Genomic DNA, 23860 nt, shown 5'->3' on the forward strand with positions numbered 1-23860 from the left:
GTAATTATTTATTAATGCACGACTGTCCTGAATTATATTTTAAAACAGAACTAAATGAAAATAATTGCAATCATTGTCATTAAAAATGAAGGTGACATTATAAGTGCTACCTTGGATAATGCTATCAGATGGGCTGACAAGATTGTTGTTTTGGATAATGGAAGTTCAGATAACTCATGGGAAATCGTTAATAATTCCCCATCTTCAAAAGTAATTCCCTTTGAACGTGATGAAGGTCCTTACTCTGATGGTTTTAGAGCTAGAATTTTTGAGGCGTTCAAGGATGAAATGACTGATTCAGATTGGTGGGTTATTCAGGATGGAGATGAGCATTACCTTGATAACCCAAGGGAATTTATTCAAAACAATGAGATTGCCGGACATTTTGTTTTAGGTAATAAGTTAGATGTCTATCCTAAAGACTATACTGAAATTGGTTTTAACCCCTCTAACTTTGTCAAGGCTGCAAATTATACTTGGAGTGAGCCACGTTTAATCCGTCACAGACCGGGTATGGTTTGGTCAGAAAAAGAAATTTGGCCCAAGCCAATGGGGATTCAGGATAAGGCGCGAATCCGGATTAAGCACTATCCGTGTAGAAATAAGCGACAAATGGAAAAAAGATGGAAAGACAGAAGGGCAAGTCTTGAAAGAAATGGGCAGTATTTTAATCATTGGAACTTGGAAAGCTGGGAGGATATGTTGCCGGGTTTAAAAGAACTGATTGATCTTGACCCTTCTAACTTGGATGTTCATTACGATTTTCAAAAAATTATGAATTATCAAAAGCAAGCGTTTTGGAAAGTACTACTCTACCATTTGGGATTTAGATTAGGTTTAATCAAATAATATGGGACTAAAAAATTTATTGATTGGTCGAAAATGGCTGCAACCAGTCTATGAACGCTTGTTCAGGATTTCACTTCGCGGTATGAATTATGGGATGGCGGCATTTGTGGAATCAAGTGGTGAGCTTAATCTGATCAGGTCACTGCCCTCCATTTTGCAAAGGGATAGTCTGGTGATATTTGATGTAGGATCCAACGATGGTGATTATGCAAGTCATTTAGTGAATGAAATTGGGAGTCATCATAAGCTTCACTTTTTTGAGCCTTCGCCTGAAGCATTCAGTGCCTTAACAAAGCGGCTAAAGAGCGTTGATGTTGATAAGGTGCGTTTAAATAATTTTGGTCTAAGCAGCGAAGCTAAAATAGCTCCTTTGTATTTTGATCAAAAGGGTACAGGGTGGGCTTCTATTCATAAGATCAGCCACCCTCACTTAGGAGTTAATCTTGATCAATCCGAAGAAATACAATTAAAGACTCTGGATAAATATTGTCAAGAAAATGGAGTGGAAGAAATAGATTTTTTAAAAATGGATGTAGAAGGTCATGAGAAGGAAGTGCTTCTTGGAGCTAAAGAGATGATAGAGGCGGGAAAAATTAAATGCATTCAATTTGAGTTTGGAATTGCACATCTGATATCCAAAGTATTCCTCCGAGAATTCTTTGATATATTGAGAGATTACAATATTTATAGGGTTCTTCAAGATGGAATATATAAAATCACATACAATGAACGCTACGAAGTATTTATGAACTCTAACTATTTCGCATTAAAAAAAAGGATATAATCGTATAGAAAGCATCAAAAAGTTTGTTCGTCGAATATCGTATATATCACTAGCTATCTTTTCGTTACTTACATTTATTCCTTAGTGGACTTATGCGATTTTTATATTATTCATTAGGAGTTCTTATTGGCTTTGTCATGAGTGGACAAACCCCTGTAAGCTCATTTTCGGTGAGTAAAAGTACTGTTTGTATAGGCGAATCATTAACGCTACAGAATACATCAACCGATGCAATAGCGTATGAGTGGGATTTTTGTACAGGTGATTTTGATATCGCACCATCAACGGAAGAGATTGAAAACGTATCGGGTAGTCCATACAGTCATGTATTGGTGAAAGATGAAACAACATGGTATGGTTTCTCTACCTCACGAAGCAACAATCGAATCGTTCGATTTTCCTATGGATCAAGTATTAATAATGAGCCAACCTCAGAAGTTATTATATCTAATCCTTCTGGCCTCTTGAGCACTCCTCAGGGGTTGGATATCATCTACGATGGATCAGAATATTACGGCTTTGCGGTAAATGGAGGGACGGATGATCTTATTCGAATTGATTTTGGTAACAGTATATCCAATGAGACCCCCACTGCTGTTAGCTTGGGTGATTTTTCAGGGCTAATCAGAGATTCTGATTATATACGGGTAGTATTTGATGGGGTAAGTTTTAAGGGAGTCATCTCCTCACGTGATGAACTGGTTATTTTAGACTTTGGCACGGACATTACTAACACGCCTTCATCATCAAGTATTGGGGGCTACCTTCGAATTTGGGGAATAGGGTTGGTAGAAAAGGAGTCCAACTGGTATGGTGTATGGGGTGATACCGATACTGATCGCATATATCATGCAGATTTTGGGGTTGAAATCTCTTCAACTGCTACTATAACTGAAATTGATGTTTCCTCTTTGGGTCTAAGTGATCCCAGAGGGATGGATTTTGTGGAGGATGGAGGGCTTTATTATGGATTCTACACTACCAGGACGGGGAATCTCGTGAAAATGGAGTTTGGGACTGACCCGTCTATAACTACCCCTACTTTGACAGACTATGGAGATATAGATCCTGCAAATAACAACAATAGTGTCGGTCTGCTTTTTAAGCAAGACAGCAGTAGAAAGGCAGGTTTTGCCACAGATTTTGGAGGGAGAATCTATCGGATAAACTATGAAAATAATTGTGGTGCAGATGTTCCCTTCACCACTGAAGTGCAGCCTAAAGGCATTTATTATAATCAATCCAATTCAATCAAGGTATCATTGAGAGCATTTGATGCAAATGACAACAGTGCTGTTTCCAGTCAGTCAATTACCGTTACATCATCCATTGCTCCTACTATTTTCTACACTCGGGATAATGTCTGTGTGAATTCGTCGCTGACCTTCACCCCCTCCACTCCCGGCCTTACATCCTACTCATGGGATTTTGGTGACGGGTCTCCGGTTTCAAATGACGAGAGCCCGACACATCAATACATGTCTACTGGTACATATACCGTGCGGGTGGATGTCAACGATGGCTCCTGCGACAACTTTTATGAAGAGGATATCACAATTTATGATTCACCTCCTTCTCCCTCGTACACGTACTCCTCAGCTCAAACGTGTATCAATGCAGATTTCACATTTACAAATACCACAAGTGATGGAGCTTATATAGGCCCCTTAGAATACTTGTGGGAGTTTATAGATGAACCATCTGGAGTGGTGGTAGCAACTGCAACTACCAAAGACGCTATTTATGCTTTTGAAACCGAGGGTGAAAAAACAGTAAGACTAACATCCAGCATACCCGGATGCACCGAAATAACGGAGCAGACGCTTATGATCACACCAGGCCCTACGGCTTCATTCACAGCTACTTCCGTTTGTCAGGGGGAGGCTACATCTTTCACGAATGGGAGCTTAGATGCCACTTCCTATGAATGGAATTTTGGTGATGGGTTTTCCTCCACAGATGAAAATCCTGATCACTTTTTCACAACGGCTGGAAGTCATTTCGTGACATTGACTGCATATGATGCTGAAGGTTGCGAGGATAGCGAGGTTGTTGAAATCTCGGTCTCTGATAGCCCAATTATTAATTTCGATTTTGATGTACCATGTACTTCTGCGGATGGTATCCAATTTTTTGATCTTACCACAGTAGATAATGCTGATTTGGTGTCATGGACTTGGTATGTAGATGATGTGGAAGTGTCTACGCAGCAAAGTCCTCTGATTGTTTTTGAATCCACAGGTATTGTAGACGTAAGACTTGATGTTCAAAGTTCAAATGGTTGTGAGTCTAGCTATAGTGAGGAAATTGAAGTTTTAACTTCCCCGGAACCAGACTTTAATGTAAGCATTGGATGCCAAGGTGAAGCATCTGTTTTTACGGATAATACTGTCACTTCTGGTAACCCTATCGTTTCATGGCTGTGGACCGTTGATGGTACAAACTATGGCACCCAGGATATTAGCCATGTTTTTACCGAGGCTGGCTTGTTTGATGTTTCCCTTGAAGTCACAGGTCAAAATTTCTGTTCTGAAATCATCACCAAGACAGTTGAAATCATTGAACTTCCAGCGGTCAACTTTTCTGTTTCGGGAGAGTGCGATAATGAGTTGATCAGAGCTCAAGATCAATCCACCTCAAGCGCAGATCCGGTGATTTCAAGAAGATGGATGCTAGATGGAGTGAATGTGGGTAATGGAACTCAACTTCTGCTCGAAAGCCTTGGAAATGATACCTATCAGCTTGAATTGCAATTAGAAACTGCTTCAGGTTGTGTAATCAATTCCTCACAAACACTGGAAATCAATGAGGCGCCAGCATCCTCATTTACCTCATCAAGAACCTTTGGACTTCCAAATGATGTGCTGACGTTTACGAATATTTCTTCTGGTGCTGTTTCTTACCAGTGGCTGGTGGATGGTTCAGTAGCTAGTACCAATGAATCTTTATTCAATACTGGTTTTTCTGAAGAAGGAAGTCATACGGTTAGTTTGGTTGCGCAGAATAGTCTTGGTTGCTATGATACAACCAATCAGGAGATTTTGATAGCACTACCAGAGGTTGATTTAGCAATTGGTGATTTTGAACTTATCAGCAAAAAAGATAAGGGTGAGATTTATATCGAAATATTGAATTTCAGTAATCTGCCCATCGATACAACTGAGATACAGATTGTTCTTGAAAATGGATTTAGGGTTAGTGAGAATGTTTTAGCCTTTATAGGGGTGGGCGAGTCTTATACCAAAATCCTTAGTGTTGGTATTCCCTTAACCGTTTCTGAACCGTCTTACTTCTGCGTAAAGTTGGTTTCTCAGTATGAAGAATTACAGTATTTTGATTCCAATCCAGTGAATAATGAAAAGTGTATCACGCTAAAACCTCAGGTTCAGGTAGAGGATCCATTTCCCAATCCCGTCACTGATCAGTTCAGGTTGAAGGTGATTGTGCCGGAAGTTGGTACAGCTTCACTAACTCTTCTCAATTCGGCCGGTAAAGTGTATTCGAGTAGTGTTTTCCAAGCTGAGAAAGGACTCAACAATTTCTTTTTTGACATGAGCACACTGGATCCAGGAATCTATTTTGTGACCGTAGATGTTGCGGGTTTCAGTTTTAAGCGAAAAGTTGTAAAACTTTAATCTCCTTAATTAGGGTCTACTGTCAATTAATTGTTAAAGGTTTGTAGTTTATTTAAACGGTTGCCGAAACTTTTATCAATCGTATTAAATTTGCAGCGAATAAAATTTTGTTATGAAATGCGCATGCACTTTAACCCCTCACTTTATCAACGGGTATCCATGCGAATTCGATGAGCCTAGTAATCAATAACTCACATGAAAATACAATCATCGCGGATTAAGCTGGATAAAATCGATCGAAAGATTTTGGACATACTTCAGTCAAACGCAAAAATCACCAACGCTCAACTTTCTAAAGACATTGGACTGTCACCTGCACCTACCCTAGAGAGAGTGAAAAAACTTGAAACCTCTGGTATTATCAAAAGCTATCACGCTAAGCTGGATACAGATAAAGTAGGTCTGGGTGTACACACCTTTGTTCAAGTGTCACTCAAAGGTCACAACAAGAAAAACATCGATGCATTTATCAACGAGATCAATGCCATTTCGGAGGTGATCGAGTGCCATCACATTACCGGATCAGGGGATTTCATCTTAAAGATCATCTCCAGTGATATCCAATCATATCAGAAACTAATGCTTGAAAAAGTATCTGAGATTGAGGTGGTAGATGGCTTGCAATCTATGATAATACTCTCTACTTTCAAGGACAGCAAAGTAATGCCTGTGCCTGAAAATGAGTGATAATCAAATTTTATCCCAGCCTAAAGTAGATCAGATCATCCGTCGGATCGCCTACCAGATTTATGAAAATAACATGAATGAGGAGGTAGTCTTGGTGGGAGTGGATTCAGGTGGGCGAAAGCTAGCTGACTCTATAAATGAAACCCTAGAAGAGATTTGCGGGAAAAAATCGATCTGTCATACCATATCGCTGGATAAAGAAAATCCACTTAACAAAGACATCCTCATTGATGGGGATGTCTCTGATTTGAAAAACAAGACCGTCATTCTATGTGATGACGTGCTGAATAGCGGGCGAACACTTGCCTATAGTCTTACAAAGCTTTTAACGCTAAAAGTGAAGAAGGTAGAAACGGCGGTGCTGGTGCTCAGAACTCACGGTAAGTTTCCTATCTACGCCAATTATAAAGGATATGAGCTCTCCACCACCATCAAGGAACATGTGGAGGTGAGGCCGGGCAATGGTGTGTTTCTCAATTAATAGTCCTTATACAGATTCGGCTTTCGAGTAAGCATCTGCAAGCTCATGTCCACCAGGTCACCCATACATTCGCAGGTGAGAAAATCTTTCTCTTCATAGAACTCTGATAGCTCTTTACGCAACTTCTCAATGTTTTCTTGCTTCGAGAGTTTATCTTTTTTCATTGCTGCAAGTAGATCATCTACTCGCTTTCGCTCCACCTTCAATCTATTGGCGATGTTTGATCGCTCTTCTCGCTGATACTGCCTCACCGTTTCAGGAGTCATATGCTTCAGGCCAATCTTGATGATGGGATTGTTCTGGGTATAGTATTGAGGTAAGTAGATGGCTCTGCGCCCTTCATAAGATTGTTGGTCAAAATCGATGGCACGAAGACGATACTCTACGTCTTCGAAATCTGGTGTAATGTCTACCACGAAGTTGCTGCTATGCATGTCGCCTAGCAACCGGACAAAGCATCGTTCATTGAACTTAACAAATTCCTTGGCAAGCCGGATTTCATTGAGGTTGGAGCTACCCAGATACTTTTTAATAAATAGCTCGGCGGGTACGCCAATGATGTGCTCCTCAATAAGCGTTTCCTTATTTACCACATAGCTTATTTTATTTGGAGAAAGCAGGTGCTCCAACTCCAAACCATATATCCTTGAGGCATCTGCATTTTTGATGTAGAAATAGTCAAAGTTGTCGTTGATCTGATTGACTACCCTGACTCTAAACGGCTGTGTGTTTCCATATGCGCAGAGATCCACCCGATCTATAATTAGGTGATCCATTACCGAAAGGTCTCCATCAGCTTTCATGATGGCATATACTTTCTTCAGAGATGCGTTGATATGTGTCATGTCTCCCTGAGGAAAAAACACAGTTTCCCAGAGTGTATCATTCCCTGATTTATCATAAAGGGGAATGGAATTGTCATAACGCAGCAAGTCACCATAATAAATGGGGAGATTTATCTCGCGATCATACTTTTTGATGTAGGATCGGAGAGATTTACTAATTGGGAAAATCTCCTTTTTCTTACTTATTATGGCCATGAATGCAGCTTGAATTTCTTAAATCTCTGTGAGTGCTTTCAGAAAAACATCCTGCGCCTGATTGCACCAATTTCTGAAATCGTCACCAACATCTTTATGCTGTGGAAGATAATTCAACAAAACCTCTAAGTCAAAAATTTCACTGGACACTCCAGCTCCAGCTTTTGTAGCATCCATCGCATTGCATGCTTGCTCATAATGTCCTTCCACTGGCACCATCAGTACAGGTTTGCCCATGTACATCGCTTCGCAAACTGATTCAAATCCTGCGGTGGTCAGGTATCCCTGGCATGACGCCATATAGTGAATAAATTTCTCATCATCCAATTGATGAAAGGTGAGGGTGTCATCAATTTTAAGCTCTTTTGGCTCATCTTTTTTGTCCCAAAAACAATGAATAGAAATGTCAGGGTGCTTTTTATGAAATTCCAAAACTTCCTTGGAATAACCGTGGTTGACCATGTACACCAGAAAATGATCTTTAGAAGAGATTGATTGTTCTTTAACCTTGTCTCTTAAAAGTGGTGGGACCACAAATAGTTTTTTTTGAGATTCATTTGGCATGGACTGAAATGAAAGCCCTAAAATTTTTTGCGCTTTATATCCGGCCAACTTATTGCCATAGAGGAGGGATGATTTATCATAAATCCTTCCCTTGGGGAATTCAAACTCACTGTGATTAAGCAGGAACTGGTGTGCGAGCGCAATATGCTTTGCTTGAGACTTCTTTAGCATGAAATATAATCCACCCAGAAAATCATAGAAGTTTATTACCACGTCGGGCTTGCTTTCTTTTACAATGGCGTCAATCTGATTGACACTATTGATGAATGTGCGATACTTTCTGAGATTTACTGTCAGCGTCTTGAAAATATTTACCGATCGATTGTTTTTGTCTGTGACGAAATTTGGACTTTCGAGCGATGTGATGGGTGCATTTATTTGATTAATGAAAAACTGTGGAAGCTCTCTTCGTTTACTTTTCCCAACGATGACATGGCTAACCTCATGACCATTTTCTTTCAAAATCTGGAATAGCGAGATAGCCTGAGTCATGTGGCCTCTTCCCTCTCCCTGAATGATAAAAATGTATTTCATTTTTAGGAATAAGTAATCAGGGTTTAGGTTTTAGTGAGTTTATCAATCCTCGAATAATCTTGGAAACCTCATTTGTTTTCTCGATCGACTGATCAAACTCGGATGAGTTTATATAACTCAATCGCTTAGATAAATAAAGCATTGATTTCAGCTCGCTGGCAGATCCTATTGAGAAATATAAAAATCGAATGAAATCGGCATTACTACTTCTATCAAATCCTTCTGCGATATTATTTGAAATTGACACAGCAGCTCTCCGTATTTGATCTCGAAAAGCAAAATCCCTATTTGAATCAAATAGAGAGTAGATCAAAACTGCTAGTTCTTGCGCTTTTTGCCAGGCAATTAAATCTTCAAACTTTTGAACTCCCAAGAGCTTACGACTTAGTACTTTAAAACTGATTACTAAGAAGCAAACTTAAGTAGAAACTCAGTGCCTTCTCCAATCTGGGACTTTGCGCTTATGTTACCCCCATGTTTTCGCATGATTTGCTTGGATAGGCTTAGCCCAATTCCGGAACCGTTTTTCTTGGTAGTGAAAAATGGGATAAAAATTTTCTTCAGCGCTTCTTCCTCAATGCCTGTTCCATTGTCAGCCACGGAGATAAATGCGCCTCCGCCTTCATTGGGCATGGCGGTGATGGTCAGTGACTTATTTTCTTTTTCTACTGCTTCTAGTGCCTGAACAGCATTTTTCACCACATTGATAAGTACTTGTTCGATTTGCTCGCGATCGATATTGATAGTAAGCTTGGGTTTCACTGAGCAGTTCACAGTGATTTCTGTTGCTTCAATATCTGGTCTTAACAACATTAAAACATGCTGGATCATGTCTTCTACTTCTGTGCTTTCCAGTGTAGGAAGTTTGATCCTCGTCATATTTCTAAAGTCAGAAACAAACTTGATCAGACTTTCACTTCGGTTATGAATAGTCTTTACAGAAAGGTAGAAATCCTCAATAGTTTCATCTTCTATTTGATTGATGTTCGTACCATTTTCTAGAAATTCAGCCAGTTCTGTTTCTACAGTTGCAGCCAATGACGAAATAGGAGTTACCGAATTCATGATTTCATGCGTTAGCACCCTGATCAGATTTTGCCACGCTTCCATTTCCTTCTCTTCCAACTCTGACTGGATGTTTTGGATAGAGATGAGTTTGAAAGCTTTCCCTCTAAGGGAAAGTTCTATGGCATAGACTGCCAACTGTACTTCTTCCTCACTTTTTGTTATTTTAATCAGGTCTCTTCCGCCTGTCTTCAGATCTAAAAATGATTCTGTGAGGTTGGGGTGGTTTCTGGATATCTGGTTGATGTTTTTGATCATCTTGATCCCCAGCAATTTTTTCGCGGCATTGTTCATGATTTGCACTTCACCGTCAGAATCGAAAGTGACTATGCCTATCCCAATGTGCTGTACGATCGTTCGCAGATATTGATGTTGTGCCTCCTTATCCGCCCTTATCTCTCGAAACTTTCGTAATATTTCATTGAATTCATGGTAGAGCAAATCTCTGCTCGATCCTGTATTTTTCTCAGGATATGTGTTTGTGAAATCGTCATAATGGATGCTTTCCAGGAAATGCACGATTTCTCGATTTGACTTTTCAAGGAAATTATAAATGGACCAGCCCTGGAAAACAACCAGTGAGAACACCAAGAATTTTGTGAAAAAATACGACTCTGAATAATACAGATGGGTAAATAAAAACATGGAAAGCAGGAGGAGTATCAGCCTGCTTATTAACTGAAACCTGAATGACTTATAAACCATGCTTTTCTAGTCTTCGGTAAAGGGAGGCACGGGTAAGGCCCAGCTCTTTAGCCGCTTTTGAAATATTTCCTTCGTATTTATTCACTACCTTTTGGATCGCAATCTTTTCCATGTCCTCCAGGTTATAAGAGTCTGGTTCCAATGAAAGGTTGCTTTCTGGCTTTTGAGCGAGGAAGAAAAAATCCTCGGGCATGAGCTGAGAATTGTCACTCATGATGATGGCACGCTCAATTGCGTGTTGCAATTCTCTGATGTTTCCAGGCCAAGGATATTTTTGGAGCTTGCCTACCGTTGATGGAGCTACTCCATCAATACTCTTGCGATATTTGCCGGCATACATTTTTACAAAGTGGTTTGCCAACTGTTCCATGTCTTCCATGCGCTCCCGAAGAGGAGGGAGGTGAATTTCTACAGTATTTATTCGGTAGAGTAGGTCCTGACGGAAAGTATTCGCATTTACCATCTCATACACAGGCATGTTGGTAGCACTCACTAATCGAATATCAATAGGAATCTCCTGATTGCTGCCAATACGAGTTACTTTTCGATTTTGAATTGCTGTTAAAAGCTTGGACTGCAATGGCTGGCTGAGGTTCCCAATTTCATCAAGGAAAAGCGTACCTCCAGAAGCAACCTCAAACCTTCCGGCCCGATCTTCCTTAGCATCTGTAAATGATCCCTTCTTGTGACCAAACAGCTCACTTTCAAATAGAGATTCGGTGATGGCACCCATATCTACGCCTATGAAAGGCATATCTTTTCTGAGGGATTTCTGGTGAATAGCACGTGCGATCAGCTCTTTACCGGTTCCGTTTTCACCAAGGATCAAAACATTGGCATCTGTAGCGGCCACTTTGTCTATCAGCTTAAAAACCTTCTTGATTGCATCGCTCTCGCCTATAATATCTTTAAAGGCTTTGCTGCTATCTGCTTGTAAGGTTTTGCTTGTTTGCTTTAGCTTGGAAACTTCTTTTCTGCTGTGCTTCAATTTTGCTGCACTAGATAGAGTAGCCAGGAGCTTTTCGTTTTGCCACGGTTTCAAGACAAAATCAGTTGCACCTGCCTTGAGAGCCTGAACAGCCATTTCTACATCACCAAAAGCAGTAATCAAAATAACCACAGATTCAGGATCTTTTTCCAGAATTTGCTCTAGCCAATAAAAACCTTCTTTGCCACTGGTGGTGTCCTGACTGTAGTTCATGTCCAGGAGAATGACGTCAAAACTGTCATTGTTTAAAAGAAAGGGAATTTTTCGGGGATCCTTTTCTATTACCACTTCTTTAATATGCTTTTTCAGGAGCATCTTGGCGGCAAGTAGCACATCCTCGTCATCATCAATGATTAATATCTTGTTTATTTCTTCTTCCACTTGGTTTAGGGTTTTAATTGTCAACTAAAGGGCCACAACTGTGCCAAGAGATTGAAACCGCTCTTTTGGCATTTTTTAGGCTAAATGTAATCAATTTAATGTTCGAAATTGAACAGTTATCTATTGATTTGTTGCGATACTGAACATATCAGACAATCCTAAAAGTGGAGTCCCTACCGTGTGATGAAATTCAGCTTTGCTTTTCTCGAGCTTGATGAAAGCATCAAAGTAGTCAGTCTGTGCTTCGATGTATTTGTCCTGCTGGATGTTAAGCTTGAAGAGATCTGTCTCCCCATTTTGAAGGTTGATAATTTCAGCTTCGAGCAGCCTGCGGTAGTTTTCGGATACTCCAAAGTATTGAACAAGCAAGTCCTGGTAAGCTACACTTTGTGCGAATGCTCCAAGGACTTCATTTTTTAAATTAACCTGACTTTGTGCCAATTGATACTCATTACTCTGGAGTTTTAGTTTGGTTTGCTGCAGTTTGCCTCGCTCTTTTCGTAGCAGGATAGGAAATGAAAAATCTACTCCCATTTTATAATTCTCACCAAACTCTACCGAACGCGCGTTAAATTCCGGATCAAGTGGCGCATCAATAAGCGAGTAGGAAAGATCTACCTGAGGTTTAATGCTTTCTCGAGCCCATCTCATGTCAGCATCCAATTGATTTCGTTTGCCCTCTAGCTTATTGATTTCGGGGTGATTGGTCATTGCAAATTTAATGGCGTCTTTGAGGTTGTCTTGCTGCAGACTTTCAAAAAGGGTGAGTGAATCCGGAAGAACATTAGGCAAAATTTCCAGTGGTGTGAGATCTTCAGACCACATGTGCTTGGCCAGGTTTAGCTTTGCCAATTCGTACTCAAGTGTAGCCTTCCGATAATCTACCGTGCGTTTTTGGAAATTTATTTTAGCCTGAAGGGTATCTACAACAGAGGCTTCCCCAAATTCATAGTCGATGAGCGTACGATTGAATAGATTCTGAGCCAGGCTTATTGCCTGCTGCATTAGGGCTTGCTTTTGGCTAGTCATGTACCAATTCCAATAGTCTTTTATAATGGTGAAAAGAATCTTATTGATCTCTTTAGTTTGTTCGGCTTCTGCTATTTGCGAAAATGCTTCAGCTTTTCGAATGGCGTTTCTTCGTTCGTCATAAAACAATCCCTTCCCTATTGGTACGTTTAGGCCAACGGCAACCTGTTCATAATCTGTGTCAGATGAAATGTAGTTTTCAGGATTTAAAAACTCTCCACTGTTTTTACTGAATTCAATTTTAGGGTCTACCCCGATCCATGTTGGGATTTTAAAGGAGGTATTGAGAAGATTGTAATATTCCTTCTCCTTGAAGTCTTTTAAGCTATAGTCGGCCTGAATCTTGGGATCCAAGTTACCTTTAGCCTCCCTGATCACAGCTTCAGCCGTTTGGTCAAGTAGATTGGCTTGCTTCACCACCGGATGATAGGAAAGCGTCATTTTAATCACATCCTCCAGCGATAGGTAGGTTGTATCTGCAGAGAGGGAGTCCTGGCCTAAAAGATTATGAGAAAATAACAGAAGAAGAATTGTCAACTTTTTCATTTCTTCATTTCTTCTTTTGGAGTTTCACCGTCTTCATAAATCATCGGAGGGAATCCGTTCATCTGTCGCCAGATTTCATACCAAATTGGTACATTGTTTAGCATTACCCAACCTTTGATTCCTGAACCTAAACGAAGCTGTTCTGGCCATTTTTCATCGTCAGGATCAGGTTTTACGAGAATTCTGAACATTCCATTGTTGCTTTGCACTCGATCCACGATAGCAACCACACCGCCAAAAGTTCCTACCGAAACATTGGGCCAACCGGAGAATTGCAGAGCAGGCCAACCATCAAATTGCACACGAACTTTTTTACCCTTTGAGATGAGTGGAATATCCATGGCCTTTACATACATCTCCACCGCCTTGTCATCTGATTCAGGTAAGATTGTCACGACAGCATCGCCTTCTTTGATTGTCTCGCCAATCCCGACTTTGATAGCTTTTACCACATATCCGCTTTGAGGAGCTATGATTTGATATTGTTCTCGCCTAATTCGAACATTTGACAGCTCATTTTCCATTTTAGAAATTTGGGCTTTGGTTTCATTAAGGCTGGCGATGGTTTCATTCAGGTTTGATTGCGCCTTGCTTATTTTGTCAGTATAGTCAGCTTCAATGGAGGTAAGCTCCAATTCAGCGTTGGCAAGATCTGCTTTCCTTTGGAGCCATTCGTTTTCAGCTTTTAGCACTTTTGCAGCACTCATTCGAAACTTTGATTCAAGTTCCTGAAACTTGGTCAAAGTAATGTTTCCAGCTTCATACCTTTTTTTGTTTCGTTCAAAAATGCTTGCAGAGTTTTCGTAATTCACCTGCTCTGCCACAAAGGCCAGGCTATCTGCTTCCAATTTCAGTACCGCTTGATTGAGTTTGTTTTTTGCCTGACTGTTTTTTGCCACAAGTGCTTTTCTCAGGGCGGCAATCTGATTGCGGAGTGCAATCGTCTTGTCTGTTTTGGCCTCTTGAGAATTTCGTTTTGCCTCCAGCTGCTCCTCCATCCTCGAAATCAAATTAGGATCAAAATACTTGTCCTTAATCTCCGTGATGCTTAGAAGCGTATCACCTCGATTCACAAAATCACCTTCTATAATATGCCACTGGCTAATTCTGCCGGCAATAGCTGATTGAATCAGCTGAGGTCTATTTTGTGGACTTAAGGCTGTCAGCTTTCCCTTTCCTCTGATGTTTTGCTGCCATGGTAGAAATAGGAATAGGATGAATATTATAGTGATCACGATGAGCACTTTGGCCACCATTCTTCCAATCCCCGGAGTTTTTAGTGTTCGCAGGGAGTAGAGATGTGTTTGGGAGAGTTTATCTAAATGGTCCATCAGTAGATCTCTTTTATAATTTCTTCTCTTTTAATCAAGTCATCAAAGGGTTCCAGGGCTTTTGCTTCGCCATCTTCCAGGTAGAGTACTTTGTCACAAGCGGCCATTACTAATGGGTCATTGGATACTACTATCAAAGTCCACTTCTTGCCTTCTCGCGTGAGCATCTCAATCAGTTTGAGTCGCTCACCTTTGGTGAAGTTGCTGAAGAAGTCGTTGAGGATGAGCATGGCTGGTCTTTTGGCTAGACACCTCGCTAGTACCAGCTTGTTTACAAATGACGTAGAAAACCCTTTTCCACCGCTCAATATCTGGGTGTTCAAGCCATTTTCTAATGCATTGATATCCTTAGAAAGGCCAACTTCTTTTATTGCTTCCAGTGCATGTTCTATATCAGATGTTGGCTTCCCAACCAAAATATTTTCCAACACAGAACCTTCAAAAATATCTTCCTGGGATACATTTTTTCCGATTCTGTCTCTGATATAGGTTGAATCTAAATCCCGAAGGGATAAGTCGTTGTAAGTAAGTATGCCTTGATAGTTTTGATGAATTCCAGCAATGATGTTAGTTAAAGTTGTCTTGCCAGAACCACTGCCACCACTTATGCAGAGCGTTCCCCCTTTAGGTATGTCTATATTGAGATGGCGAAGGGATGGTTTTTTTGAACCAGGATACGTGTACGAAACATCTTCCAGTTTCACAGCGAGCCCGGATTCCATTTGCGAATGTGGAATATCAATTCCGCCAGGCTCCTCAAGAGGAAGGTCTGTCACATGAGAAATCTTGTCAACGGCAGTAAGCATGTCGTAAACAACATCCATGTACATGATGATTTTTTCCACAGAATTCAAGACCAAAATGATAATTACCTCAGATGCCACAAACTGGCCCAATGTGATCTCTCGCTGAACCACCAGGATCGTACCCAGAATAAGCAAGCCTCCGGTCACGATAGCTTTGAAGAGGAGGATGAATGAATACTGAGAAATAAGCACTTTGAAGTGGGAGCTTCTGTGCTTGAGGTAATTATTTACAAAATAATCTGTCTTTTTGAGAGGCAAAATGGTGTTGCCTGCCAGCTTGAAAGAATAGAGCGTACGTGCCATTTCTTCTAGCCAGTAGACTACTTTGTATTTGTATTTTGATTCTTGAATCGAACTTTTTAATCCTTTGGGTCCGGTCAGGTAAAAAATCAGGAATAGAAGCCCTAATAGCCCCAAACCGAATATGATAAAGAATGGGTGATAAAATGACAATAAGAGAAGGCCAAAAATGATCTGGATCGCACCCATAGAGAGATCGATCAATATTTTAGGTAACCCCTTCTGAAGGGTGAGTACATCAAAAAATCGATTCATGAGCTCGGGCATGTGCAGATTGAGCACAGATTCCATTTTTATTCGTGGTACTCTAAATGCAAATTCAAAGGCAGCTTTAGTGAAAACCCTTCTTTGCAAATACTCTACAATGGTGATTTGAAGAACCTGCAAAACCCCTGTCCCCAATACGCCTAAAATGATGAGTGTGATCAATAAATAAACTGAACTGAAGACTACCCCTCCGGATATGAGTTCTACTGCAGCCTGAATGCCAAGTGGAAGTGTTAAGCTGACTAGTCCAATCAGTGCAGCATATACATACACATAAAAGATATCTTTTCTGTCTGCGGACAATAGGTTGAAAAGTCTTTTTACTGGAGTCAGCAATGATGACTCGCCTTCAGCATTGAAACTTTGGTAAGCAAATGCGGTCAGGGTGAAAACTTCCCCTTGCGAGTTAGTGGAAAATTTTAGTTTGTTGAAATCAGGAGTTCGTATTTCTCTTAGTTGTCCGGTAGGAGTGATGAACTCTAATATCACTTCCTTTTTCTTCATTCTAATAAATGCAGGAAGGAAGCCTTCTTGTTCTATGAATACAATGGTTGGAGAGATGCTATCGGAAATGAACTGTAGCAAAACATCATGCTCCATGTGTTTTTCGAGCAGCACGATCCCGCTTTCATTTCCCGCTTCTATTAAATCTCTTTGAAACTCGGCAAGCTCATTGTCTTCATAGAACCTTGAAATTATATCTACCCTTTCAAGCTTCGAAATATTCAAGGGGATGTCCAGCTTCGTGGAGCATTCTTGAAGACACCTTATGATTTGTTGATTGTTCATTGTTTCAAAGAGTTGAAAATGAGAGTTAATAAATATTGATAATTCTGCTCATAGATATCTCCGTCCTTGTTTACATCTGATAATCGTGGGAGATGTTGAGCAAAAAATATTTGCTGATGAGCAGCTTCCAAACATGTGCTGGATAGAGAGATTGGATATGGAAACTGCGAGTTGATCTCCTTCATAAATGAGGCAATCGTTTCGCATAAAGACTTATAGCCTGTAAAGACCCCTTCCTTATTTATCTCATCCACATTTTTGGTTAGGTAGGTCTTATCAGATTCATTTATGACTATCTGTTGCAATGCTCCTTCATCCACTCCAGGAAAGTTGGGATCGTTTTTAAGTTTACCTGAGATTAGCCTAATTGCTATTTTAAGCTTTTCCTTTGGATCGCTGATGTTGTTGGTTTCAAAGTTGATTCGGTACTCAACATAGCTCCAATACCATGAAATGAGATAAACCAGAAGACGGTGTTTGTTTTCAAAATACCGGTAGATTGATGCTTCTGTTGAGCTTATTTTAGAAGACAGCTTCTTGAATGTAAAAGACTCAAAACCCATCTCATCTATCAGAAAAATGCTTTCTTGTATGATTTTTTGTCCAAGATCACTCGATTGAGGATCCCTCAGATAGAGTGCAGAATTAAGTTGAATTTGAAGTTTTGCAATCATCGGATAGTATATTACTACTATCTGCAATAGTAATACTATTACAACGATTTATTTTCTTATCGGTTTTCATTTTTTTTTAAGTTGAACTTTTATTAACATTGAAGTCATTAGTCCTTTTTATTTTGAGTTTTTGACCTTTGGGTTCAGGTGTTAGTCCTCCTGAACCTTTTTTTATGCCTTTTCGGCAAAGACTTCCCTTCAACATTTCAACTTCCTTTCAAATTGTGATCGAAAGCGAACAGTTTTCTGTATCAAACTGTACACGCTAAACCATACGCTTTTTTACAAATTACATGTAAGTGGCTGAAATTTAGCTGATTACAATTAATGGCATTTTTCTTGGCATAATGCGTGGCGAAACCTAAACGACCAAATTGTCAATGGACAGAAAGATTAAAAAGAAAAAGTGGACCGTAAAGAAAATAGCCATATACGCTGGAGCAGCTTTACTAGTCATTTTCATAGGTTATAACTTTTTCCTCTCTGGTGGCGGAACCAGACTAAACGTAGAAAGAAATAAAATCAATATTGCTACGGTGCATGAGGGGGATTTTCAGGAATTTATTCCGGTAGATGGAAACGTACTTCCAATCAAGACCATTCGATTGGATGCGATAGAAGGAGGAGTTGTATCTCGAAAGCATTATGATGGAGGTATCCTTGTTCAAAAGGGCGATACCATTTTGGAACTAGCTAATAATGATCTACTTCAAAGCTTTGTGAGGGAGGAAACGCAAGCATTTATTCTTGTGAATAACCTTGAAAACACAAAGTTGGGGCTTCAGCGAAATCAGTTTGAATTAAGAAGAAGTTTACTTCAGCTTGATTATCAAATTGACGCAGCAAAGGATGCCTATGAGCGTGGAAAAAAGTTGTATGACGATAGCATCATATCGGAGCAGGAATTTTTAAACCTAAAAAGGGAGTACGATCGACTTAGGGACAATCGTAAGATTCAAATTGAAACGAATAAGTTCGATTCATTAAATGCTAAACTTCAGATTAAGCAGACGGAGGCAACATTGCAAAGAACGAGGGAGAATCTGGAGATGATCAAAAGAAATCTGGATAACCTTTATATCAAAGCACCAATTGAGGGAAGATTGTCCACTGTAGATGTGGAAGTAGGAGAGTCAATTGCTCCCGGACAGAACATTGGACAGATCGATGACTTAAATGGATTTAAGGTTCGTGCAACTATTGACGAACATTATATATCTAGAATATATGCGGGCTTGAATGGCACGTTCACTTTTGCCGGAAATGATTTCGGTCTAGCGATTACAAAAGTGTATCCTGAAGTGAACAATGGCCTTTTTGAAGTGGACATGGCTTTCGATACCATTCCGAATGGAATAAGGAGAGGGCAGACACTTCAGATCAGATTGCAGTTGAGTGAAAATATCACTGCAGTGCAAATTCCGCGAGGTAGCTTTTATCAAACTACAGGAGGAAACTGGATATTCGTAGTGAATGAGGATGAGACCGAGGCAGTTCGCAGGAACATTAGACTGGGCAGACAGAATCAGCGATACTACGAAGTTGTGGAAGGATTGCAACCTGGAGAAAAAGTTGTTGTCTCTTCATACAGAGGTTATGAAGACAAGGATATTCTGGTGATAAAGTAACCAATTAGAAAAAACAAAGTATTTAAATAGACCCAAAGACTAAACTCAATAAATCATGGAAAACGCTAAAGCACTTATTCAAACAAAAGACTTAAAGAAATTTTACTACACGGATGAGATCGAAACCACGGCTCTTGCAGGTGTCAACCTCACAATAAAAGAAGGCGAGTTTGTCGCTATCATGGGGCCGTCCGGTTGTGGTAAGTCAACACTACTCAACATAATAGGACTATTGGACAACCCATCGGAAGGTGAATTTCATTTTACCAACCTGGAAATTTCTAACTACAAGGAGCGTCAGCGAGCGGATTTGAGAAAAGCGAACATTGGTTTCGTATTCCAGAGCTTCAACCTGATCGATGAACTTACTGTTTTTGAAAACATTGAACTTCCATTGATTTATTTGAAGTATTCTGCGGCAGAGCGTAAGAAAAGAGTAGAGGAAGTGATGGAGCATATGAAAATTATGCACAGAAGAAATCATTTCCCTCAGCAGCTATCAGGCGGTCAGCAGCAGCGTGTGGCTATCTCCAGGGCAGTTGTGGCTAAGCCAAAATTGATTCTTGCGGATGAGCCAACAGGTAACCTGGACTCTGCAAACGGACAAGAAGTGATGAACTTGCTTACTGAGCTGAATGAAGCTGGGACTACAGTAATCATGGTGACTCACTCTCCGGTAGATGCAGAATATGCTCACCGAGTGGTTCACTTATTTGATGGTCAGATCGTATCTGAGAACATCAACGCGAAAGAAGCTTTAGTGTAACTCTCTTCATATTTACACTTATCAGTTTACTCTATCCGCCCCGTATGGGGTGGATGGGGAGACTGTACCTGAAAACCTATCAAAGACCTTAAGACCATGCGAAAATTTATTTTCGGAATATTATTTACAGTTGGAGTTATTGGCGTAGCACAAGATTCTCGACAGTTGACATTGGATGATTGTATTTCCATTGCAATGGAAAAAAACATTGATCTAAAGCGGGCTAGAAACAATGAGATAAGTGCTAGAGCTAATAGATTTCAGGCAATCATGAATTTTTTCCCAACACTAAGTGCAGGGATAAACTATGATTACTTTTTTGGTAACTTCTTTGATCAGAATGCAGCGCGTCAAGTGTCAGCCACTACAAATAGCTCAAATCCGAACATATCATCATCTGCGGTTCTGTTTAATGGATTTTCAAATCAATACAATTTAAAGCAGCGAATTAGTGAGCAAAGAGCAGCTGAGGCGGCAGTAGATAATGCTCAACTAACAGTAAAGTCGGACATTATGACCTTCTACTTGAATGCTGTTTTAAGCAGAGAGAATTTAAGAATTGCTCAGGATAGAGTGAATCTCCTTGTAGCGCAGTTGGATCGGGAGGAGAAAAGGGTTTCTGTGGGTGTAGGAAATTTGGATGCTGTTTACAATTTGCGATCACAACTTTCCAATGAAAGGCAAAATTTGATCAATGCTAAAAATACGCTTTCTTCAAGTGAATTGACTTTAATACAAGCGATGCAGCTAGACCCGGCGGATAACTTCGAGATAACACCAGCTGATATACAGGAAGATGATCTTTTGACGGATTTGGATCCGTTTGATGTAGTCCTTTCAGATGCACTTAATATCAACCCTGCCATTGAACAGGCAGACGCTGGTAAAGAAGCAGCTCGATATTCTTATAAGGCAACCTCAGCAAGTCAGTATCCAACTATCTCTGCTTTTGGAAGAATTGGATCAAATTATTCCTCCAATGGAGCAAGAAATCCGGAGACAGGTGATTTTGAACCTGACGCTGCATTTAAAGATCAGCTGGAATTCAATCAATTCGAATACATAAATTTTTCACTAAACATTCCAATATTCAATCGGTTTCAGACTAGAAGAAATATTCAGGTTGCAAAGGTGGGGGTGCTGAATGCTGAACTGGATTATGAATTGGCTAAAAATACAGTTACAAATCTTGTTCAAAGAGTTTATCTGGACATGCTGAATGCGCAGACAACCTATCAATCAGCAAAAGAGAATCTTGAGGCACAGCAAGCCATATTTGAATTTATAAAGAAGCGTTTCGAGACAGGAAATACAGATTTTAATACTTACCAGGAGAGTTTGACGAATAAGAATAGAGCTGAACTTCAATTGGTCAATGCTAAGTATTCAATTGTTTTCCGCCAACAAATTCTTGATTTATTTAGAGGTAAATAATTACATCAGGATATTATTAATCGGAGCGGTGACTTCCGGTAAGTCAGTCTCATCCAGCATTTCTCGAAGGTCTACTTCTATGACTTGAGCAATATTAGAGATGGGGACATCATTGGCCCCACCCTGAAATGGGTTTTCTGTGGATTCCCCAATACGCTCCATGGTTTTGAACACCCATGAAACAAGAGTCGCAAAAGGAATAGTCAGCCAAACAAAGTGATCTCCTAACTTATCAAACTCCGAAAGCATACCAAAGGGGAGGAGAATTACAAAAAGCCAGACAAAGTAGAGGTTTAGCGTGGCGAATTGTCGCGGGTAAGGGAAATTTTTAATCCGCTCACTTTTACCCTGGTCGTCATAGAAAGCTTTTAGCATATTCTGCAACTCCATATGCCGGAAGTCCTCAATGTATCCACCTTCTAATAGGTTTTTCAAATCAGAAGATTGTTTGTTGATCGTTTGAGTAGCTCTGTTTTTCTTGCTTAGTATATACTCAAGATCATCTTTGTTTAAATACTTTTTCAATTCATCCTCCAGAGGGACTTCTTCTTCGGGCACCTTAAAATATTTCTTGTACTCTTTATTGTAGCTTGAGCTCATCGACTCCCACGTTTTTGCTTGTCTAAGCTGATATCGCAAAGCCGTAAGCCATCCGAGATGGCGATAAATGATTCGCTGATGGATCGATTTTAACTCCTGCTCACTAAGCTTTTTAGTGGCATGTTTATTAGTGATGAAATCCTTCACCATGATCCCCCATGTGCGGCTGTTATTAATAATGGAGCCCCATATTTTTCTTGCTTCCCACATCCGATCGTAGGTAGCATTGTTTTTAAATCCCACAATAAAAGCTACAGCAGTGCCGATAAGAGCAAGTGGCAGCCATGGGATACTAAGCCATGTCCATCCCAGCAATGCGTAAAGTATGGTAGGAATAGATGAAACAATAATAAACTTATAAATATCTCGTCTTGTCCAGATGATAGCCTCGAGGAGTCCAAAATTTTTACCAGCGTGCATAGCAATTAGTTTTTAAGTACTGCTTTGAAGAAAGATAGCCTTTTATTTTCAACAAATAGATATCCCTCTTCCATCTTAAAGGCTGCTTGAAAGGGTAGCTCTGGCAGATTGATTTTATTCTGAACGGTACTTTTTGATAGGCTGAAAGAAAGCATTTCCTTTCGGGTAAATACAACCAGATTTCCATCTTTGATATGGAAGTTGAGTAGGTCTTCAATTTCAATTGATCTCACAAATCCCCCGAATTGGTCAAAAAAGTGAATCCCTTTTTCATCTGCAACAAAAAGGAAATTCTGATAAGCCTGCATCATTCGAATAGTATTTCCCAGTGAAATCTGAGCCTCAATGACAGTACTTTTTCGAAGCAGATTCACTTTATTCAGTCGCTGGGGATTGTTTTCAATCACCCAGATATCTCCATCAGGTGCCGGACAAGCCATCATTCCAAACTCTACACCGAAATTAGCCAGATGATAAATTTTGGGGATAGTTGAAAACCGATCAAGGATGGTGATTGTCTGATTGTCAAAGTAGAAAAGGAAAGGTTTCAGATTGTTTTGTGCATCTATTAGCGAGATTGCCGAATTATTAGAAAGTGAGAAGTTTTGAAGGAACTCCCCATCAGGTCCATACTTTGAAAGCCTACCGTCTGCGAATCCCAAATAGATATTGCCCTGAAAATCGACCGCTTGAGAAACAGGTTGCTGGTTTATGTTTTTTGACGCAGTTAAATCCCATTCTTGAGCACTGGTATTTAATGCTAGAAAAAAAAGAAGGCTAGCCTTCAAAAGTTTTAAGTGTGGTCTCTTTTCCATCAAATTCCAGATAGGTGCAATGATTCATCCATTCGCCTAAATTAAAGTAAGTGGAATTATCTGAAACGCTAAGCTCAAGTGGGAGGTGTCTGTGACCAAAAATATAGAGGTCATGATGTTCGGAGCTTTCAATCGATTTGCAGTAGGATAGTAATCTTTCTTTTTTCTCATCAAAAGGTTGATTTCTCTGATCACTAAAGTCGCGACTTTTCTTGCTCCAATACTTAGCTACCCATACTCCAATATTCGGATGAATCCATTGAAAGAACCACTGCATCAAGCGATTAGAAAATACGCCTTTAGTAATTTTGAATAGATGATCTCCGGGCCCTAAACCATCACCATGTCCTACCAAGAATGCTGTATCTCCAATCTTAAATTCAATAGGTTTTTTAATGACCGGAATGTCAAGATGGGAAGGGAAATAGTCGAACAACCACATGTCGTGATTTCCGGTAAATAGTATAATCGGAATCCCTCGATCTCTCAACTCAGCAAGTTTTCCTTGAAATCGGATAAATCCTTTTGGTACAGTTGACTTGTATTCAAACCAAAAGTCAAATACGTCACCAACTAAAAAAATAGCTGCAGCATCATTTGATATATGCTGCAGCCATTTAATGATTTTGTGTTCTCGAGCCAGGCTTTCTTCCTCATTGGGTGCTCCCAGGTGGAAGTCGCTAGCGAAATAGACTTTTTTATTTGAAGGCAGCTCCCGAAAAGAGCCTATCTCAGGACTCAC

The 23860-nt window shown here is 40.1% G+C and carries 20 protein-coding genes; 8 read left to right on the top strand and 12 right to left on the bottom strand.

What is annotated here, in order from left to right:
- Nucleotides 1-54 precede the first annotated feature (54 nt).
- The 5 genes from ACEQZT_RS09710 (at nt 55) to ACEQZT_RS09730 (ending at nt 6436) form a co-directional block, all read left to right on the top strand.
- The gene (locus ACEQZT_RS09710) at nt 55-849 is read left to right on the top strand and encodes a glycosyltransferase family 2 protein (RefSeq protein WP_370089238.1); all 795 of its coding nucleotides are present in this window, start codon (nt 55-57) and stop codon (nt 847-849) included.
- A gap of 1 nt (nt 850) precedes the next feature.
- A complete protein-coding gene (locus tag ACEQZT_RS09715; RefSeq protein ID WP_370089239.1) occupies nt 851-1633 on the top strand; it encodes an FkbM family methyltransferase in 783 nt (260 codons plus the stop codon).
- Nucleotides 1634-1770: 137 nt separating this feature from the next.
- Nucleotides 1771-5268 carry a PKD domain-containing protein gene (locus ACEQZT_RS09720; RefSeq protein WP_370089240.1) on the top strand — a complete coding sequence of 1166 codons (3498 nt, stop codon included), beginning with the start codon at nt 1771-1773 and terminating at the stop codon, nt 5266-5268.
- 195 nt (nt 5269-5463) lie between these two features.
- Entirely contained in the window at nt 5464-5955 is a 492-nt protein-coding gene (locus tag ACEQZT_RS09725) for an Lrp/AsnC family transcriptional regulator (protein ID WP_370089241.1), read from the top strand.
- On the top strand, nt 5948-6436 hold the full coding sequence (locus ACEQZT_RS09730) for a phosphoribosyltransferase family protein (protein ID WP_370089242.1): 489 nt from the start codon (nt 5948-5950) through the stop codon (nt 6434-6436). The genes ACEQZT_RS09725 and ACEQZT_RS09730 overlap by 8 nt, the downstream gene beginning before the upstream one ends.
- Here the strand turns inward: ACEQZT_RS09730 and ACEQZT_RS09735 are convergent.
- The 9 genes from ACEQZT_RS09735 to ACEQZT_RS09775 form a co-directional block, all read right to left on the bottom strand.
- The gene (locus ACEQZT_RS09735) at nt 6433-7476 is read right to left on the bottom strand and encodes a hypothetical protein (RefSeq protein WP_370089243.1); all 1044 of its coding nucleotides are present in this window, start codon (nt 7474-7476) and stop codon (nt 6433-6435) included. The genes ACEQZT_RS09730 and ACEQZT_RS09735 overlap by 4 nt on opposite strands.
- Nucleotides 7477-7494: 18 nt before the next feature.
- A complete protein-coding gene (locus ACEQZT_RS09740; protein WP_370089244.1) occupies nt 7495-8574 on the bottom strand; it encodes a glycosyltransferase family protein in 1080 nt (359 codons plus the stop codon).
- Between the two features lie 16 nt (nt 8575-8590).
- Nucleotides 8591-8947 (bottom strand): four helix bundle protein, encoded by a 357-nt coding sequence (locus tag ACEQZT_RS09745; RefSeq protein WP_370089245.1) that lies wholly within the window; start codon nt 8945-8947, stop codon nt 8591-8593.
- Nucleotides 8948-8979: 32 nt separating this feature from the next.
- Nucleotides 8980-10158: a PAS domain-containing sensor histidine kinase gene (locus ACEQZT_RS09750; RefSeq protein ID WP_370089246.1), complete on the bottom strand. Its 1179-nt coding sequence runs from the start codon at nt 10156-10158 to the stop codon at nt 8980-8982.
- A gap of 175 nt (nt 10159-10333) precedes the next feature.
- Complete coding sequence (locus ACEQZT_RS09755; protein ID WP_370089543.1) at nt 10334-11647, bottom strand: sigma-54-dependent transcriptional regulator; 1314 nt, start codon at nt 11645-11647, stop codon at nt 10334-10336.
- A 186-nt stretch (nt 11648-11833) separates the two neighbouring features.
- The gene (locus ACEQZT_RS09760; RefSeq protein WP_370089247.1) at nt 11834-13288 is read right to left on the bottom strand and encodes a TolC family protein; all 1455 of its coding nucleotides are present in this window, start codon (nt 13286-13288) and stop codon (nt 11834-11836) included.
- Entirely contained in the window at nt 13285-14619 is a 1335-nt protein-coding gene (locus tag ACEQZT_RS09765) for an HlyD family secretion protein (RefSeq protein ID WP_370089248.1), read from the bottom strand. Before ACEQZT_RS09765 ends, ACEQZT_RS09760 begins: the two co-directional genes overlap by 4 nt.
- A complete protein-coding gene (locus ACEQZT_RS09770; protein ID WP_370089249.1) occupies nt 14619-16781 on the bottom strand; it encodes a peptidase domain-containing ABC transporter in 2163 nt (720 codons plus the stop codon). Before ACEQZT_RS09770 ends, ACEQZT_RS09765 begins: the two co-directional genes overlap by 1 nt.
- Nucleotides 16778-17455, bottom strand: a complete 678-nt coding sequence (locus tag ACEQZT_RS09775; RefSeq protein WP_370089250.1) for a TetR/AcrR family transcriptional regulator — start codon at nt 17453-17455, stop codon at nt 16778-16780. Before ACEQZT_RS09775 ends, ACEQZT_RS09770 begins: the two co-directional genes overlap by 4 nt.
- A 380-nt stretch (nt 17456-17835) precedes the next feature.
- Between ACEQZT_RS09775 and ACEQZT_RS09780 the strand changes: the two genes are divergently transcribed.
- The 3 genes from ACEQZT_RS09780 to ACEQZT_RS09790 all read left to right on the top strand — a co-directional run bounded on the left by ACEQZT_RS09780 (nt 17836) and on the right by ACEQZT_RS09790 (nt 21283).
- Nucleotides 17836-19083, top strand: a complete 1248-nt coding sequence (locus tag ACEQZT_RS09780; RefSeq protein WP_370089251.1) for an efflux RND transporter periplasmic adaptor subunit — start codon at nt 17836-17838, stop codon at nt 19081-19083.
- A gap of 55 nt (nt 19084-19138) precedes the next feature.
- Nucleotides 19139-19849: an ABC transporter ATP-binding protein gene (locus tag ACEQZT_RS09785; RefSeq protein WP_370089252.1), complete on the top strand. Its 711-nt coding sequence runs from the start codon at nt 19139-19141 to the stop codon at nt 19847-19849.
- 96 nt (nt 19850-19945) lie between these two features.
- The gene (locus ACEQZT_RS09790) at nt 19946-21283 is read left to right on the top strand and encodes a TolC family protein (RefSeq protein WP_370089253.1); all 1338 of its coding nucleotides are present in this window, start codon (nt 19946-19948) and stop codon (nt 21281-21283) included.
- On the opposite strand, the gene ACEQZT_RS09795 is transcribed toward ACEQZT_RS09790, so the two are convergent.
- From ACEQZT_RS09795 to ACEQZT_RS09805, 3 genes are read right to left on the bottom strand one after another with little or no spacing between them, the layout of a single operon-like run.
- A complete protein-coding gene (locus tag ACEQZT_RS09795) occupies nt 21284-22303 on the bottom strand; it encodes a bestrophin family protein (protein WP_370089254.1) in 1020 nt (339 codons plus the stop codon).
- Nucleotides 22304-22308: 5 nt separating this feature from the next.
- Nucleotides 22309-23118, bottom strand: coding sequence for a hypothetical protein (locus ACEQZT_RS09800; RefSeq protein ID WP_370089255.1), 810 nt, complete (start codon nt 23116-23118; stop codon nt 22309-22311).
- Nucleotides 23081-23860: a UDP-2,3-diacylglucosamine diphosphatase gene (locus ACEQZT_RS09805; RefSeq protein ID WP_372530150.1), complete on the bottom strand. Its 780-nt coding sequence runs from the start codon at nt 23858-23860 to the stop codon at nt 23081-23083. Before ACEQZT_RS09805 ends, ACEQZT_RS09800 begins: the two co-directional genes overlap by 38 nt.

Source organism: Ekhidna sp. (genome assembly GCF_964218185.1).
In the GTDB taxonomy this organism is placed as follows: domain Bacteria; phylum Bacteroidota; class Bacteroidia; order Cytophagales; family Cyclobacteriaceae; genus Ekhidna.